This is a genomic window from Xylanimonas protaetiae (assembly GCF_004135385.1).
Classification (GTDB): domain Bacteria; phylum Actinomycetota; class Actinomycetes; order Actinomycetales; family Cellulomonadaceae; genus Xylanimonas; species Xylanimonas protaetiae.
This window is the reverse complement of the sequence record NZ_CP035493.1, coordinates 3,282,421-3,299,456: the sequence shown is the minus strand read 5'-3', so window position 1 is coordinate 3,299,456 and position 17,036 is coordinate 3,282,421. Positions and strand designations below refer to the sequence as shown.

General features: G+C 74.3%; 10 protein-coding genes and 1 pseudogene. 4 read left to right on the top strand and 7 right to left on the bottom strand.

Going from position 1 to position 17,036, the window contains the following annotated elements; all coding sequences use genetic code 11:
- Positions 1–19 precede the first annotated feature (19 nt).
- Both ET471_RS15320 and ET471_RS15315 read right to left on the bottom strand, forming a co-directional pair.
- A complete protein-coding gene (locus ET471_RS15320; RefSeq protein WP_129189713.1) occupies positions 20–922 on the bottom strand; it encodes an aminoglycoside phosphotransferase family protein in 903 nt (300 codons plus the stop codon).
- A complete protein-coding gene (locus ET471_RS15315; protein ID WP_129189711.1) occupies positions 919–1,617 on the bottom strand; it encodes an NUDIX hydrolase in 699 nt (232 codons plus the stop codon). Before ET471_RS15315 ends, ET471_RS15320 begins: the two co-directional genes overlap by 4 nt.
- Positions 1,618–1,845: 228 nt before the next feature.
- Here ET471_RS15315 and ET471_RS15305 point away from each other — a divergent pair, with 228 nt between their 5' ends.
- A complete protein-coding gene (locus ET471_RS15305; protein ID WP_242496321.1) occupies positions 1,846–3,903 on the top strand; it encodes a HelD family protein in 2,058 nt (685 codons plus the stop codon).
- 20 nt (positions 3,904–3,923) lie between these two features.
- On the opposite strand, the gene guaB1 is transcribed toward ET471_RS15305, so the two are convergent.
- Complete coding sequence (guaB1, locus tag ET471_RS15300; RefSeq protein WP_129189707.1) at positions 3,924–5,372, bottom strand: GMP reductase; 1,449 nt, start codon at positions 5,370–5,372, stop codon at positions 3,924–3,926.
- A gap of 228 nt (positions 5,373–5,600) precedes the next feature.
- Here guaB1 and dxs point away from each other — a divergent pair, with 228 nt between their 5' ends.
- Entirely contained in the window at positions 5,601–7,487 is a 1,887-nt protein-coding gene (gene dxs / locus ET471_RS15295) for a 1-deoxy-D-xylulose-5-phosphate synthase (RefSeq protein ID WP_129189705.1), read from the top strand.
- Positions 7,488–7,503: 16 nt separating this feature from the next.
- Here dxs and ET471_RS15290 read toward each other — a convergent pair whose 3' ends face one another.
- On the bottom strand, positions 7,504–8,598 hold the full coding sequence (locus ET471_RS15290; RefSeq protein WP_129189703.1) for a carboxylate-amine ligase: 1,095 nt from the start codon (positions 8,596–8,598) through the stop codon (positions 7,504–7,506).
- 283 nt (positions 8,599–8,881) lie between these two features.
- On the opposite strand from ET471_RS15290, the gene pflB reads away from it, so the two are divergent.
- Both pflB and pflA read left to right on the top strand, forming a co-directional pair.
- Positions 8,882–11,143, top strand: coding sequence for a formate C-acetyltransferase (gene pflB / locus ET471_RS15285; protein WP_129189701.1), 2,262 nt, complete (start codon positions 8,882–8,884; stop codon positions 11,141–11,143).
- A 27-nt stretch (positions 11,144–11,170) separates the two neighbouring features.
- On the top strand, positions 11,171–12,178 hold the full coding sequence (gene pflA / locus ET471_RS15280) for a pyruvate formate-lyase-activating protein (RefSeq protein WP_129189699.1): 1,008 nt from the start codon (positions 11,171–11,173) through the stop codon (positions 12,176–12,178).
- Between the two features lie 104 nt (positions 12,179–12,282).
- Here the strand turns inward: pflA and ET471_RS15275 are convergent.
- The 3 genes and pseudogenes from ET471_RS15275 to ET471_RS15265 form a co-directional block, all read right to left on the bottom strand.
- Positions 12,283–14,450, bottom strand: a pseudogene (locus ET471_RS15275) (3-hydroxyacyl-CoA dehydrogenase NAD-binding domain-containing protein).
- A gap of 4 nt (positions 14,451–14,454) precedes the next feature.
- Positions 14,455–15,717: a thiolase family protein gene (locus ET471_RS15270; protein WP_129189697.1), complete on the bottom strand. Its 1,263-nt coding sequence runs from the start codon at positions 15,715–15,717 to the stop codon at positions 14,455–14,457.
- 90 nt (positions 15,718–15,807) lie between these two features.
- Complete coding sequence (locus ET471_RS15265; RefSeq protein ID WP_129189695.1) at positions 15,808–17,034, bottom strand: HRDC domain-containing protein; 1,227 nt, start codon at positions 17,032–17,034, stop codon at positions 15,808–15,810.
- Positions 17,035–17,036: the final 2 nt, after the last annotated feature.

The window sequence follows — 17,036 nt, the reverse complement described above, 5'->3', positions numbered from 1 at the left end:
TCCGACGCTAGCCCGGCGGTCAGGCGCCGTCGAGCAGCGCGGCGAGGCCGTGCGTGCCGATCGGGACGAGCGCCGGGTGCTCGTCGGGGTGGGCCAGCATCGCGGCCGCGAACACGAGGGCCCAGCCGCGGGCGCGGGTCCACGTCGCGTCGTCCCAGGTGACGCCCGCGGCCTCCATGGCGGCCCGGCAGGCGTGGCGGCCCGCGGCGTCGAACGTGAGCCAGAGCGTGCCGAGGTCGCTCGCCGGGTCGCCGGCGGTGACGTCGCCGAAGTCGACGACGGCCGCGAGCAGGTCGGTGCCACCGGGTCCGCCACCGGGCGCGACGACGAGGTTCGCCGGGTGGGGGTCGCCGTGGATCCACACGGGCGGGCCCTCGTAGGCGGGCGCGGTCACGGCCGCGCGCCACACCTCGCCCGCGCGGCCCGCGAGGTCGAGGGCGGGCGGGCGCCGGTCGCGCAGCGCGACGCCGCGGAACGGGTTGTGCGGCACGGGGACGCCGTCGGCGACCGGGCGATGCAGCGCGGCGAGGAAGCGGCCGAGCGTCGGCGCCCAGGCCAGGCGCGACCCGACCGGGGTGGCCGCCGCCCGGACGCCGTCGACCCAGGGCAGGACGCTCCAGGGCCACGGGTAGCCGAGCGCCTCGCTCGGCGTGCCGGTGCGCACCGGGGAGGGGACCGCGACGTCGGGCACGGCGACGGCGAGCAGCGGGGCGAGGACGGGGAGCGCGGCGAGCTCGTTGGCCAGCAGCGGCGCGGCGACGGCGCGGCGCGGCAGTCGCAGCACCAGGTCGTCGCCCGCGCGCACCATGACGTTGTCCCAGCCGTTCGCCGCGACGGTCAGGGGCAGCGAGGCCAGGTCCGGGTGCTGCTCGGCCAGCAGGGCGTGCGCCAGCGCCACGGTGACGTCGAGGTCGGCCCTCACGGAAGCTCGAGCTCGCGGGACCTGTCCCAGGGCTCCGCCCAGCCCAGGGAGGTGAACAGCGAGTCGAGGACGCCCGCGGTGAAGCCCCAGACGAGCTGCTGGACGCCGTCGACCGTGATGAGCCAGGCCGGCCCGCGCCACGTCGTGCCGCCGCGGCGCAGCACCGACGTGTAGCGGTTCGCGGGGTCGAGCAGGTCGGCGACCGGCGTGCGGAACACGGAGGCGGACTCGCCGACGTCGACGACGGCGACCGGCGACGGGTCCTCCCACCACCCCAGCACGGGCGTGACGACGTGGTTGCTCACGGGCATCGGCAGCGCGGCGAGCGTCCCGAGCACCCGCACGCCCGACGGGTCGACTCCGGTCTCCTCCTGCGCCTCGCGCAGCGCGGCGGTGACGGCGTCCTCGCCCGGGTCCAGACGGCCGCCCGGGAACGCGACCTGGCCGGCGTGCGAGCTCAGGGTCGCGGCGCGGCGCAGCAGCAGCAGGTCGAGGTCGTGCGACACGGCCTGGTGCTGCGCCTCGTGGTCGGCGGGCAGGCCGTCGAGCACCCCGAAGAGGACCAGCACCGCGGCGGCCCGCGCACGGTCGTCGTCCATCGTGCCGCGGGCGTGCGGCCACGGTCCGGGGAACCTCGGGTCGGCGGCGAGCGCCGCGAGCTGGGCCCGCGCGGTGCGCGGAGCGTCTACGGTCACGTCGTCGAGGCTACCCGCGCCGGTCGTCGACGGGCCCGCGGACAAGGACCGGCCCGCGGACAAGGACCGGCCCGCGGACAAGGACCGGCCCGCGGACAAGGACCGGCCCGCGGACAAGGACCGGCCCGCGGACAAGGTCGCGTGCTCCGGACGACGGCGGACGGCGGAACCGGGAACAGGATCACTCCTGCGGGCGTTCGCGTAGCGCCCCCGACGCAAGGAGACTTCGTGCCGCACCCTGCCGCGACCGTCCGGACGACCACGTCAGCGACGCCCACCGACCCCGCCGCGGGGCGGGTGAGCGGCCACGACGCGCAGCGCGCGGCCGAGCAGCGGCACGTGGACGCGATGCTGGCGGTGCTCGACGCGGACGCGGCCCGGCTGACGGCCGAGGGCGCGGCGCTCCAGCGGGACGCCACGGCAGACCTGCGCGAGGAACGGCTGGCGCTGGTCGCGCGGCGCTCGGCGGCGCTGCGGGCCGCGGAGCACCGCCTGTGCTTCGGCCGGGTCGACGGCGTCGACGGCGCGTCCCTGCACATCGGACGCACAGGCCTGACCGACGACGACGGCGAGCCGCTGCTCGTCGACTGGCGGGCCGACGCCGCACGCCCGTTCTACGCGGCGACGCCCGCGACGCCGCTCGGCGTGCGGCGCCGCCGCCACCTCACGGTGGACGACCGCACGGTCGTGGCCGTGAGCGACGAGGTGCTCGACGGCGAGCCGGGGCCCGGCGACGTCGTCGGCGACGGCCCCCTGCTCGCGGCGACGACGGCCGGCCGCACGGGCCGCATGCGCGAGGTCGTGGCGACGCTCCAGGCCGAGCAGGACGCGATCGTGCGCTCGGCGCACCGCGGCGTCACCGTCGTCGAGGGCGGCCCCGGCACGGGCAAGACGGTCGTCGCGCTGCACCGCGCCGCGTACGTGCTCGCCATGTTCGACGCCGCGCGCGCCGACGGCGTCCTCGTGCTCGGCCCCGACCCGCGGTTCCTCGACTACATCAGCCAGGTGCTGCCGTCCCTCGGCGAGAACGACGTCGTGCTGTCGACGACGACGATGCTGCTCGCCGACGCGCTCGGCGTCACGGACCCGGTGCGGGCGTCGGACGACCTGCGCCGGCGCCTCGGGGACGCGCGCGTGGCCCGCAAGCTCGAGCGGACGGTGCGCGCGCACCAGGCGCCGTCGGGCACGCTGACCGTCACGATCGCGGGCGACCGCATCACGCTGCCCGCCCACGAGGTCGCCGAGGCGCGCGCGACCGCGCAGGCGACCGGCCTGGCCCACCACCCGGCCCGCGAGGTGTTCGTCGAGCTCGTCACCGACGCGCTGACCGACGAGGTGCAGGACCGCGCCCGCGTGTTCCTCGCCCGCATGGACGAGGACATGGAGGTGCTCGCGGGCCGGTTCGACGTCGAGAAGGCCGTCGCGGCGGACCTCGCCCGGCTCGGCTTCGCGGCCGACGAGGGCGGCGTCGCCGGGCACAAGGCGGCGCTCGCGGAGCTCGACCCGCAGGCGCTGCGCGAGTCGCTCGCGGGCGACCCGGTGGTCGACGCGGCCGTCGACGCGCTGTGGCCGCGGCTCACCGTCGAGGACGTCGTGGCCGAGGTGCTGGGCCGGCGCCGGCGCCGGTGGACGGACGCGCACCTGCCGCTGCTCGACGAGGCGGCCGCGCTGCTCGACGGTCCGGACGGCCGGACCTTCGGGCACGTCGTCGTGGACGAGGCGCAGGAGCTCACGCCCATGCAGTGGCGGGCCGTGCTGCGCCGCAGCCCGGGCCGCAGCATGACGATCGTCGGCGACCTCGCCCAGGCGGGACCGGCGACGAGCGCCACCACGTGGGACGAGGCGCTCGGCGACGTCGCCCGCCGCGCCGAGGTGCACACGCTCACGGTCTGCTACCGCACGACGGCGCAGGTGCTCGCGGCGGCCGAGCCGCTGCTGGCGGGCATCGCCCCGCACCAGCCGCGCTCCCGCGCGATCCGCACGGGCCCGGCGGTGCGCCGCGTGGCGGGCACGGACGCCGTCCGGCAGGTCGTGCTCGAGGAGGTCGCCGCCGGGGGCCTCGTCGGGGTGGTCGCGGCCGACGACGACGTCGCGGCCCTGGACGAGGCGCTGGCCGGGACCGGGGCCGACCGCGTCGTTCCCGTCTCCGCGGTGCGCGGCCTGGAGTGGGACGCCGTCGTCGTCGTCGACCCGGACCGGATCCGGGAGGCGCGCGAGGGCGGGGAGCGCGACCTCTACGTCGCGCTCACCCGCCCCACGTCACGGCTGGTCCTGCTCACCCGGTAGCCCCGAGGAGCGCCGAGGCGTCACCAGGACGTCGGCACCGGCATGCCCTCCGCGTAGCCCGCGGCGGACTGGATCCCGACGACCGCCCGCTCGGCGAACTCGGCCAGGGTCCGCGCGCCGGCGTACGTGCAGGCCGACCGCAGGCCCGACGTGATCTCGTCGAGCAGGTCCTCGACGCCCGGGCGGGCCGGGTCGAGGTACATCTTCCCCGTCGAGATGCCCTCCTCGTACAGGGCCTTGCGGGCGCGATCGAACGCCGTGCCGGCCCCCGCGGTGCGGGCTGCGACGGCCCGCGCGGACGCCATGCCGAACGAGTCCTTGTAGAGGCGGCCGGTGCCGTCGTCGTGCAGGTCGCCGGGCGACTCGTACGTGCCCGCGAACCACGAGCCGATCATCACCTGCGACGCCCCCGCCGCCAGCGCGAGCGCGACGTCGCGCGGGTGCCGCACGCCGCCGTCGGCCCACACGTGCTTGCCGAGCGACCGCGCGGCCTCGGAGCATTCGAGCACCGCAGAGAACTGCGGGCGTCCCACGGCCGTCATCATGCGCGTGGTGCACATGGCGCCCGGGCCGACGCCCACCTTGAGGATGTCCGCGCCCGCGGCGACGAGGTCGCGCACGCCGTCGGCCGTGACGACGTTGCCGGCCACGACGGGCACGTCGGGGGAGACGGACCGGACGGCGTCGAGCGCCTGGAGCATCTTGGCCTGGTGCCCGTGCGCGGTGTCGACGACGAGCACGTCGACGCCCGCGTCGAGCAGGTCGCGCGTCTTGGCGGCGACGTCCCCGTTGATGCCGACGGCCGCCCCGATGCGCAGGTTGCCCTTGGCGTCGAGCGCGGGGGAGTAGATCGTGGAGCGCACGACGCCCTTGCGGGTCAGCACGCCCACCAGGGAGCCCTCGCGCACGACGATCGCGAGGTCCGCCTTCGCGGCGTGCATCGTCTCGAAGGTCGCGGGCAGGCCCTCGGCCTCGACGTGCGCGGCCTCGAGCAGCACCAGGTCCGTGGACATGACCCGCTCGACCTGCGTGAACCGGTCGGTGCCCGCGCAGTCGGCCTCGGTGACGACGCCGACGGGCCGCCCCTGGTCGACCACCACGGCGGCGCGGTGCGCGCGCTTGCCCAGCAGGGTCAGCACCGTCGAGACGGTGTCGTGCGTGCCGACCGTCACGGGCGTCTCGACGACGGGGTCCTTGGCCTTCACGCCCGAGACGACGTCGGCGACGACGTCGACGGGGATGTCCTGCGGGACGACCACGAGCCCGCCGCGGCGGGACACGGTCTCGGCCATGCGGCGGCCGGCGACGGCCGTCATGTTCGCGACGACGATCGGCACCGTCGTGCCCGTGCCGTCGTCGGTGGACAGGTCGACGTCGAACCGGCTCGTGACGTCGGACCGGGACGGGACGAGGAACACGTCGCCGTAGGTGAGATCGGTGGTGGGCTGCTGCCCGGCGAGAAAGCGCATGGGCTCCTCCGGTGGGTCGCGACGCCGTGACCGGCGCGCACGCGTACCGACGGTGGGGTGGTCCCGTCGGCCGGTTCGAGCCTACTCACGGCACGCAGCGCGTGGGGGCCGCGTGCAGATCACGTGTCGGGCGCTTGGCGCGTCGGGCATTCCCGCGGGGACGGCCTAGGCTAGTTCGGTTGTCGTTGCGCGGGGGACGCGCACGTGCTCGTTCGAAAGGTTGCGCCCATGGGCCTGTTGGCCGGTATCACGTCGCCCGCAGAGCTGCGGAGACTGACGCCCCAGCAGCTGCCGGAGCTCGCCGCAGAGATCCGCGACTTCCTCGTGCACAACGTCTCGCGCACGGGCGGGCACCTGGGGCCGAACCTCGGCGTCGTCGAGCTGACGCTCGCGATGCACCGGGTGTTCGAGTCGCCCAAGGACACCTTCGTGTTCGACACCGGGCACCAGGCGTACGTGCACAAGCTGCTGACGGGTCGCCAGGACTTCTCCGGGCTGCGCAAGCGCGGCGGCCTGTCCGGCTACCCGTCGCGCAGCGAGTCGGAGCACGACGTCGTCGAGAACTCGCACGCGTCCACCGCGCTGAGCTGGGCCGACGGCATCGCCAAGGCGAACATGGTGCGCGGCCTGACCGACCGCCACGTCGTGGCCGTCATCGGCGATGGCGCCCTGACGGGCGGCATGGCCTGGGAGGCCCTCAACAACATCGCGGAGTCCGAGGACCGGCGCGTCGTCATCGTCGTCAACGACAACGGCCGCTCGTACTCGCCGACCATCGGCGGCCTCGCCCACCACCTCGACACGCTGCGCACGACGCGCGGGTACGAGCAGTTCCTCGGCTGGGGCAAGCGCACCCTCTACCGCACCGGGGCACCCGGGCGGTTCGCCTTCTCGGCGTTGCACGGGCTCAAGAAGGGCCTCAAGGACGTCGTCGCCCCGCAGGGCATGTTCGAGGACCTCGGCATCAAGTACATCGGCCCCGTCGACGGGCACGACGAGGCTGCGCTCGAGCGCGCCCTGCTGCGCGCCCGCGAGTTCCAGGCCCCCGTGATCGTGCACGCCATCACCGAGAAGGGCCGCGGCTACACGCCCGCCGAGCAGGACGTCGCCGACCGGTTCCACGCCGTCGGCAAGATCCACCCCGAGACCGGCCTGCCCGTCGCGCCGTCGCGCTTCGGGTGGACGTCCGTGTTCGCCGACGAGATCGTCAAGATCGGCCGCCGCCGCAGCGACGTCGTGGCCATCACCGCGGCCATGCTGCACCCCGTGGGCCTGGCCCCGTTCGCCCAGGAGTTCCCCGAGCGCACGTTCGACGTCGGCATCGCCGAGCAGCACGCCGCGACGTCGGCCGCCGGCATGGCCTTCGCGGGCCTGCACCCCGTCGTCGCCGTCTACGCGACGTTCCTCAACCGGGCGTTCGACCAGGTGCTCATGGACGTCGCCCTGCACAAGGCGGGCGTCACGTTCGTCCTGGACCGCGCCGGCCTCACGGGCGACGACGGCGCCAGCCACAACGGCATGTGGGACATGGCGATGCTGCGCATCGTCCCCGGCCTGCGCCTCGCGGCGCCGCGCGACGAGGTGACGCTGCGCGCCGCCCTGCGCACCGCCGTCGACGTCGACGACGCCCCCACCGTGATCCGCTACCCCAAGAGCGCGCTCGTCGAGAGCATCCCCGCGGTCAGCGAGCTCGACGGCGTCGACGTCGTCGCCCGGCACGCCGCCCGCCCCGGCGCCGCCGCCCGCCGCGTCCTCGTCGTCGGTGTCGGCTCCATGGCCGGCTGCGCCGTCGCGACGGGCGAGGCGCTCGCGGCGCACGGCCTGGAGGTCACGGTCGCGTCGCCCACCTGGGTGCTGCCCGTGCCCGCCGCGCTGGTCAAGCTCGCGGGCGCGCACGACCTCGTCGTGACGATCGAGGACGGCGTCGTCGACGGCGGCGTCGGCTCGATGCTCGCCCAGCGGTCCTCCGAGCAGGGGGTCACCACCCCCCAGGTGCACCTGGGCATCCCCCTGCAGTTCCTCGACCACGCCAGCATCGACCAGGTCACCGAGGCCTCGCGCCTCACCGCGGCCGACGCGACGCGCGACGTGCTCGCGGCCCTCGCGCTGCTGTAGCGCTCCCGCGCCGCCGCTACCCCGCGAGGAGCCCGTCCGCGGCGCGCAGCGCCACGGCCGCCAGGTCACCCTCCGACGCCGCCGCCCACGCGCGCTGGCGGGCCGCGCCGTTCCCGCGCGACCACAGGGCGCCCAGCAGGTCGGTGACGTCCTGGAGGTCCCCGGCGTCGCTCAGCGCGTCGCGCACGTGCGCCACGAGCGCCCCCACGACGTCGTGGGCCGGCGCGGGCCGCCACGTGGCGGGGTCGAGCAGGTCGCCGTCGAGGCCGGAGCGTCCGGCCCGCCAGTGGGCGGTCCGCAGCAGCTCCGGGGGTGCGTCGGGCGGCGGCTCGCCGGCCGCGGCCGCCCGGGCCGCCGTCTCCACCAGCGCGCGGGCCAGGGCGGCCAGGAGCACCGCGGAGTCGACGTCCAGGCACACGTCGGCGACGCGCAGCTCGACGGTGGGGTACCGGGCGGAGAGCCGGGCGTCGAAGTAGACCATCGCCTCGTCGAGGATCGTCCCCGTGGCCACGAGCGTCTCGACGGCCTGGTGGTACGCCGCGGCGGAGCCGAACACGCGGGTGGGCCCGGCCGTGGGCCAGCGCGACCACACCTGCGAGCGGAAGCTCTCGTAGCCCGTGGCGCCGCCCTGCCAGAACGGCGAGTTGGCGGAGAGCGCGAGCAGGGGCGCCAGCCACGGGCCGATGCGGTCGATGACGGCGACGCCCTCGTCGTCGTCGGCCACGGCGACGTGGACGTGGCACCCGTTGGTGAGCTGCTCCCAGGCGGTGATGCCGAAGTGCGACCGTGCCTTGAGGTAGCGCACGCGGGACACGGTGGTGCCGGTGAACGCGACGGGGGACGTGGCCAGGGCGGCGACGCGCGCGTCGTGCGCGCCGGCCGCGTCCTGGGCGCCTGCCCGGCCGGCGCGCAGCGCGTCGGCGAGGTCGGCCAGCGTGCGTACGGGCGGGGTGGCCGTCTCGAGCTGCTCCTCCATGAACTCGTGCTCGAGCGGGCCGTCGCCCGGGGCCGCCGTCTCGAGGACCTCGCGGGCGCGCGGGGCGGGGCTGCCCTGCGGCGTGAGCAGCAGCAGCTCCTCCTCGACCCCTACCGTTCGCGGCTCCCCGGTCACCCTGGCAGCATCGCAGACGGCAGGGGAGGTCGCTGGGCGGACCGGTCCTCGCGGGTCCCGGTGGGAGCCGCGACTGTGAGGCGCGCAACGCACCCGGACCTGGCGCGTCCGGGTGGCTGGTTTTCCGTGGTGACCTGCGAGAACGCTGTGGTCAGACCACACTGTGAGGAAGGCGACAGGGTTTGGCGCCCGTTTGGCGTGGTTGTGGTCTGTCCACGGGCGTAACGTCATGTGTGGAAACAGGGGGAGGACGATCCCTCCCGAAGGAGAGAAGGTCACCAAGATGACGACGACTGAGTCCCACGCAGACACGATCACGACCGCCTGGACGGGCTTCACCAACGGCCCCTGGCAGGACGCGATCGACGTCCGCGACTTCATCCAGAAGAACTACACGCCCTACGCGGGCGACGACGCGTTCCTCGCCGGCCCGACGGCCCGCACCACGAAGGTGTGGGAGACCATCGCGGCGATGTTCCCGCAGGAGCGCGAGAAGGGCGTCTACGACGTCGACAACGTGGTGCCCGGCGCGATCACCTCGCACGGCCCCGGCTACATCTCCGAGGGCGACGAGGTCATCGTCGGCCTCCAGACCGACGCCCCGCTCAAGCGCGCCATGATCCCCAACGGCGGCTGGCGCATGGTCGAGACGTCGCTCAAGACGTACGGCTACGACGTCGACCCGACGCTGCAGGAGACCTTCACCAAGTACCGCAAGACGCACAACGCCGGCGTCTTCGACGCGTACACCCCGAACGTCCGCGCCGCCCGCTCGTCGCACGTCATCACCGGCCTGCCCGACGCCTACGGCCGCGGCCGCATCATCGGCGACTACCGCCGCGTCGCGCTCTACGGCGTCGACCAGCTCATCGCCGCCAAGAAGCTCGACAAGCTCTCGCTCGACACTGAGGTCTTCTCGGAGAAGGTCGTCCGCGAGCGCGAGGAGCACGCCGAGCAGCTGCGCGCCCTCGCCGAGCTCAAGGAGATGGCCGCCTCGTACGGCTTCGACATCTCCGGCCCGGCCACCACGGCCAAGGAGGCCGTCCAGTGGCTGTACTTCGGCTACCTGGCCGCGGTCAAGGAGCAGAACGGCGCCGCCATGTCGCTGGGCCGCGTCTCGACGTTCCTCGACATCTACTTCGAGCGTGACCTCGCCGCCGGCACCCTCACCGAGGAGCAGGCGCAGGAGATCATGGACGACTTCGTGATCAAGCTGCGGATCGTGCGCTTCCTGCGCACCCCGGAGTACGACGCGCTGTTCTCCGGCGACCCGACGTGGGTCACCGAGTCGATCGCCGGCATGGGCGAGGACGGCCGCCCGCTCGTCAGCAAGAACTCGTTCCGCATGCTCCAGACCCTGTACAACCTGGGCCCGGCGCCGGAGCCGAACATGACCGTGCTGTGGTCCGCCGCCCTCCCGCAGGGCTTCAAGGACTACTGCGCCAAGGTCTCGATCGACACCTCGGCCGTGCAGTACGAGTCCGACGACCAGATCCGCAGCCACTGGGGCGACGACGCGGCCATCGCGTGCTGCGTGTCCCCGATGGCCGTCGGCAAGCAGATGCAGTTCTTCGGCGCCCGCGTCAACCTCGCCAAGACCATGCTCTACGCCATCAACGGCGGCAAGGACGAGGTCACGGGCAAGCAGGTCTCCCCGGCCGTCGCCCCCGTCGAGGCGGGCAAGCCGCTCGACTACGACGACGTCCGCGCCCGCTTCGACAAGACGATGGACTGGCTGGCCGCCACCTACGTCGAGGCGCTGAACGTCATCCACTACATGCACGACAAGTACGCCTACGAGCGCATCGAGATGGCCCTCCACGACAAGGAGGTCCTGCGGACCATGGCCTGCGGCATCGCCGGCCTCGCCGTGACCACCGACTCGCTGTCGGCCATCAAGTACGCGAAGGTCACGCCCGTCTTCGACGAGCGCGGCATCGTGGTCGACTACGTCACGGAGGGTGACTTCCCGACCTACGGCAACGACGACGACCGCGCCGACGACATCGCCGTCGAGCTCGTCGAGTCGTTCATGGCGAAGATCCGCCAGCACAAGATGTACCGCGACGCGGTCCCGACGCAGTCGGTGCTGACGATCACCTCGAACGTCGTCTACGGCAAGGCCACGGGCAACACGCCCGACGGCCGCCGCGCCGGCGAGCCGTTCTCCCCGGGTGCCAACCCGATGAACGGCCGCGACACGCACGGCATGCTCGCCTCCGCCCTGTCGGTCGCGAAGCTCCCGTACGAGGAGTCGCAGGACGGCATCTCGCTGACCAACACGGTCGTGCCCTCGGGCCTCGGCCGGGACCGCGGGGAGCAGGTCAAGAACCTCGCGGGCCTGCTCGACGCGACCGTCGGCGGCAGCGGGTACCACATGAACGTCAACGTGCTGGTCAAGGAGACCCTCGAGGACGCCATGGAGCACCCCGAGAACTACCCGCAGCTGACGATCCGCGTCTCCGGCTACGCCGTGAACTTCGTCCGCCTCACGCGTGAGCAGCAGCTCGACGTGCTGAGCCGGACCTTCCACGGCTCGATGTGAGCCTGAGGCTCACGAGCAAGGACTGACATGTCCTCCACGAACCCCGTGGTCGGCGCCACCAACCCTCCCCTCGGTGGTGGCGCCGGCCTCGGCATCTCGGACGGCCGGGCCAGCTTCCTCGAGGTCCGCGCCCGCCACGGGGAGCCCGTCTCCGACGGCCTCGACGTCCCGACTGCCACCACGCGCCGTACCGGCGCCGGCCTGGCGGGGCTCGAGGTCACCGAGCTCGACCGCAGCGAGAAGCTCGCGATGATGCGGTCGGGCGAGCTCGGCTCGGTGCACTCCTGGGAGCTCGTCACCGCCGTGGACGGCCCCGGGACCCGCATGACGGTGTTCCTCAACGGCTGCCCGCTGCGCTGCCTGTACTGCCACAACCCCGACACCCTCGAGATGAAGGACGGCGAGCCGGTCACGGCCGAGGCCCTGCTCGCGCGCATCAAGCGGTACGTGCCCGCGTTCACGGCCACCCAGGGCGGCCTGACGATCTCGGGCGGCGAGGTGCTCCAGCAGCCCGCCTTCGCGGCGCGCCTGCTGCGCGGCGCCAAGGAGATGGGCGTGCACACGGCCATCGACACCTCGGGGTTCCTCGGGGCGGCGATGACGGACGAGATGATCGCGGACACCGACCTGGTGCTCCTCGACATCAAGTCGGGCGACCCGGACACCTACCTCAAGGTCACCAAGCGTCAGCTCCAGCCGACGCTCGACTTCGGCCGCCGCCTCGCGCGGTCCGGCCTGCCGGGCGGTGTCGACCACGACGACCCGGTCGAGGTGTGGGTCCGCTTCGTGCTGGTCCCGGGCCTGACCGACGACGTCGAGAACGTCGACATCGTGGCGCGGTACGCGGCGGAGCTCAACGAGATCCGGCCCGGCACGGTGACCCGCGTCGAGGTGCTCGCGTTCCACAACATGGGCGTCGACAAGTGGGAGACGCTCGGGCGCGAGTACGAGCTCAAGGACACGCCGCCCCCCACGCCCGAGCTCCTCGAGCGGGTGCGCGAGCAGTTCCGCTCCCGGGGGCTGACGACCTACTGAGATCTCTCACCCCTGTTTCCAGGTGAGGCGGCGCCCAGACGTCGCAACCCAGCGCGGCCGGCGGTTCTCAGAACCGCCGGCCGCGCTGCTGCACCCGGGAGGGGTCAGGCCGTCGCCACGTCCGCGACGCCGACGGGCAGCAGACGCCGCCCCAGCACGCGCTCGCCGTACCCGGTGCGGTCCAGGTACGGCGTGATGCCGCCCGTGTGGAAGCCCCAGCCGGCGCCCAGGATCATGCACAGGTCGATCTGCGACGGCCCGGCGACGACGCCCTCGTCGAGCATGTGCCCGATCTCGGTGGTCAGCGCCGTGAGCGTCGCGTCGAGCACGCCGGCGGCGTCGAGCACCGGGGTGCCCAGCCGGCCCGTCGAGCCGGCGGGCAGCGCCTCGCCGAACACGGCCTGGACGGCCGGGTCGACGGGCTTGGGCAGCCCGGCCGCGGGGGCGTCGAGCACCACGCGGGTGCCGTCGGCCACGAGCTTCTCGAGCCCGGGCGACGCCGGGAACCGGTCGCCCAGGTCCTCGCGCAGCGAGGTGAGCACGTGCAGCCCGACGGCGGGGCCCACGAGGTCGAACAGCTCGAACGTCGGCATCGGGAAGCCGAGCGGGGCGAGCGCCCGGTCGGCCACCGTGACGGACGTGCCGTTCTCGATCGCCTCGACGACCTTGCCCATGACGAGCACCAGCAGGCGGTTGACCACGAAGCCGGGCCGGTCCTTGACGAGCACCGCCGTCTTGCGCAGCTTCTTGGTGATCGCGAACGCGGTCGCGAGCGCCTCGGGGCTCGTCCGCTCGGCCTGCACGACCTCGACGAGCGGCATCTGGGCCACGGGGTTGAAGAAGTGCACGCCCACGACGCGCTCGGGGTGCTGGAGGTCCGCGGCCATCTCGGTCACGGACAGCGCAGAGGTGTTGGTCGCCAGGATCGTCTCGGGGGAGACGACCGTCTCGAGCTCCGCGAACACCTTCTTCTTCAGCGAGAGGATCTCGGTGACGGCCTCGACGACGACGTCGCAGCGCGCGAACTCGTGCAGGTCGGTCGTGCCGTGCACGGAGGCGACGATGCGGGCGGCGGCGTCGGGCGTGATGCTGCCGCGCCCGGCGAGCTTCTCGACCGTGGCGCGCACGTAGCCGAGGCCCTTGTCGACGCGCTCCTGGTCGAGGTCGCGCATGACGACGGGCACGCCGAGCCGCTGCGTGACCAGCAGGGCGATCTGCGCAGCCATGAGGCCGGCGCCGACGATGCCCACGCGGGTCACGGGCCGGGCGAGGGTCGGGTCGGGGGCGCCGACGGGCTTCTTCCCGCCGGAGACCAGCCCGAACGCGTACACGCTCGAGCGCATCTCGTCGCTCATGACGAGGTCGGCGAGCGCCTCGTCCTCAGCGGCGAACGCCTCCGCGCGGGTGGCGTTGCGGGCCGCGGCGAGCAGGGCGAGCGCCCGGGCGGGCGCGGGGCGGGAGCCGTGCACGACGGCGTCGAGGAACCGCTGCGTGCCGCCCACGACCGCGTCCCACACGGGCTGGGGGTCCAGCTCGCGCCGGGCGACGGTGACCTCGCCGCGCACGACGCGGGCGGCCCAGGCGATGGACTGCTCGAGGAAGTCGGCCGCGTCGAACAGCGCGTCGACGAGGCCGATCGCGAGCGCCTCGGCGGGCTTGAAGGGCTTGTTCTGCGCGGGTCGGCGCAGGATGACGTCGACGGCCTTCTCGATGCCGACGAGGCGCGGCACCAGGTACGCGCCGCCCCAGCCGGGCACGAGGCCCAGGCCGGTCTCGGGCAGCGCGAGGGCCGCGGCGTCGGACGAGACCGTGCGGTAGTCGGCGTTGAGGGCGACCTCGAGGCCGCCGCCCAGGGCCAGCCCGTTGACGAACGCGAACGTGGGCACGCGCGCACCCGCGGGGCCCCGGGGACGTCGTGCAAGAGCTCGTATGCGGCGTGGCCCAGGCGGCCGAGCTGGAGCGCCTCCTCGCGCGTGCGGACCGTCCCGACGCCGAGCAGGTCGGCGCCCGCGGCGAGGATGTACGGCTTGCCGGTGACGGCGATCGCGGCGATCTCGCCGGCGGCGGCCCGGGCGCGCAGCTCGGTGAGGCGCGCGGTGAGCTCGGCCATGCCGAGCGGGCCGAGGGTGTTGGGCTTGGTGTGGTCGAGCCCGTTGTCGAGGGTGACGAGCGCGAGCGTCCCGGCGCCGCCGGGCAGCGCGACGTCGCGGACGAGGGAGTGGGTCACGCGCTCCGCGCGCGTGGCCGGCTCGGTGCGGACGGTGTCGGTCATGGTCTCAGGCCTCCGCGGCGTCGTCGGTGCGGACGGGGGTGGTGGTGTGGCCGGAATAGTCGGCGTGGTGCGGGTTCTCCCAGATCACCGTGCCGCCCTGGCCGAGGCCCACGCACATGGTGGTGATGCCGTAGCGCACCTCGGGGTGCTGCTCGAACTGCCGCGCGAGCTGCGTCATGAGGCGGATGCCCGACGACGCGAGCGGGTGGCCCATGGCGATGGCGCCGCCGTACGGGTTGACGCGCTCGTCGTCGTCGGCGATGCCGTAGTGGTCCAGGAACGCGATGACCTGGACGGCGAACGCCTCGTTGATCTCGAACAGGCCGATGTCCTCGACGGTGAGGCCCGCGCGCTCGAGCGCTTTGGCGGTGGCGGGGATGGGGCCGAGGCCCATGACCTCGGGCTCGACGCCGGCGAACGCGGAGGAGACGAGCCGCATGCGCACCGGCAGGCCGAGCTCCGCGGCGACGTCGCCCGCGGCGAGCAGCGAGGCGGTCGCGCCGTCGGTCAGGGGCGACGCGTTGCCCGCCGTGACACGACCACCGGGGCGGAAGGGCGTCTTGAGGTCGGCGATGCCCTCGACCGTGGTGTCGGGACGGGGCAGCTCGTCGGCCGTCGCCAGGCCCCAGCCGTGCTCGGCCGAGCGGACCGCCACGGGCACGAGCTCGGGGCCGACGTCGCCGTTGGCGAGCGCCTTGGCGTACTTGGCCTGGGACCCGACGGCGTAGGTGTCGGCGCGCTGCTTGGTGAGGTGGGGGTAGCGGTCGTGGATGTTCTCGGCGGTGACGCCCATGTTGAGGGCTGCGGCGTCGACGAGCCGCTCGGAGACGAAGCGTGGGTTGGGGTCGGCGTCGAAGCCCATGGGGTGGTGGCCCATGTGCTCGACGCCGCCGGCGATCACGACGTCCTGCTGGCCGGCGGCGATGCCGGCGGCGGTCGTGGTCACGGCGGTCATGCCGCCGGCGCACATGCGGTCGATGGCGTATCCGGGCACGGAACGGGGCAGGCCCGCGAGGACGGCGACCGTGCGGCCGAGCGTGATGCCCTGGTCGCCGGTCTGGGTGGTCGCGGCGATCGCGACCTCGTCGACGCGCTCGGGCGGCAGCTCCGGGTGGCGGCGGAGCAGCTCGCGCACGGCCTTGACGACGAGGTCGTCGGCGCGGGTCTCGGCATAGAGACCGTCGGGGCGGGCCTTGCCGAACGGGGTGCGGACCCCGTCGACGAAGACGACGTCGCGCAGCGCTGCGCGACGAGCAGAGGTAGTCATGGAACTACACGCTACTCGCGGTACGAGGTAAGTCAAGAGACTCGGTCTCATTCGCGGGAAAGCGATGGTCCCGGCGCCGAAAGGGCGTGTCTACGAAGGTGACGACGTCAGCGCCGCGGCGAGCGGTCCCGCCGTGAGGTCGAGCTGCCACGCCCGGGCGCCGCGCCCGCGAAGGAACTCTGAGACGGAGTCCGCGGTGACGGACGCCGGGGGAGCCCAGCACAGGCGGCGCAGCGCGTCGGGCTGGAGCACGTTCTCGACCGGCACGTGGTGCTGCTCCGACAGTGCGGCCACCACCTCGCGGGCGGCGCCGAGGCGGTGGGCCGCCTGCGGGTCGCGGTCCGCCCACAGGCGCGGCTGCGGCGGCCCGTCCGACGACGGCCCGCGCAGGCTCGGCAGCGCCGTCTCCGGCAGGGCCATCGCCTGGTCGACCGCGCGCTGCCAGTACGCGGCCCGACGCCGCTGGCCCTTGCCCGCGAACTCGCCGATCGTCACGAGCTGGCCCGCGGTGCGCGGGAGCGCCTGCGCGGCGGCGACGATCGCGCGGTCCGGCAGCACGCGGCCCGGCGCGATGTCCCGCGCCCGCGCGGAGGCGTCGCGCGCCTCCCACAGCGCCCGGACGACGGCGAGCTTGCGGCGGTCGCGCAGCAGGTGCGTGCCCGAGACACGGCGCCACGGGTCGACGCGCGGCGCCGGCGGGGGAGCGAGGCGCACGGCCTCGAACTCCTGCGCGGCCCACGCGTCCTTGCCGGCGTCGGCGAGCCGGTCGGCGAGCACGTCGCGGACGTCCACGAGCACCTCGACATCGAGCGCGGCGTACCGCAGCCAGTCCACGGGCAGCGGCCGCGTGGACCAGTCCACCGCCGAGTGCTCCTTGGCCAGCCCCAGCCCCAGGGTGTCGGCGACGACGGCCGCCAGGCCCACGCGCTCGAGCCCCAGGAGGCGCGCGGCGAGCTCGGTGTCGAACACCTTCGCCGGGAACAGGCCGTGCTCGTGGAGGCCGGGCAGGTCCTGGGAGGCCGCGTGCAGCACCCACTCGACGTCGCCCAGCGCGGCGCCGACCGCCGACAGGTCGGGCAGCGGCACCGGGTCGAGCAGCGCGGTGCCCGCGCCCTCGCGGCGCAGCTGCACCAGGAACGTCGACTGCCCGTAGCGGTAGCCCGACGCGCGCTCGCAGTCGGCCGCGACAGGGCCCGTCCCGCCGGCGAGCGCGGCGACCACCTTGGCCAGCCCCGCGGGCGTGTCCACCACCTCGGGCACGCCGCCGGCGGGCTCGCGCAGGGGGACGACCTCGGGAGTCTCGGGCGGCAGGGTCACGG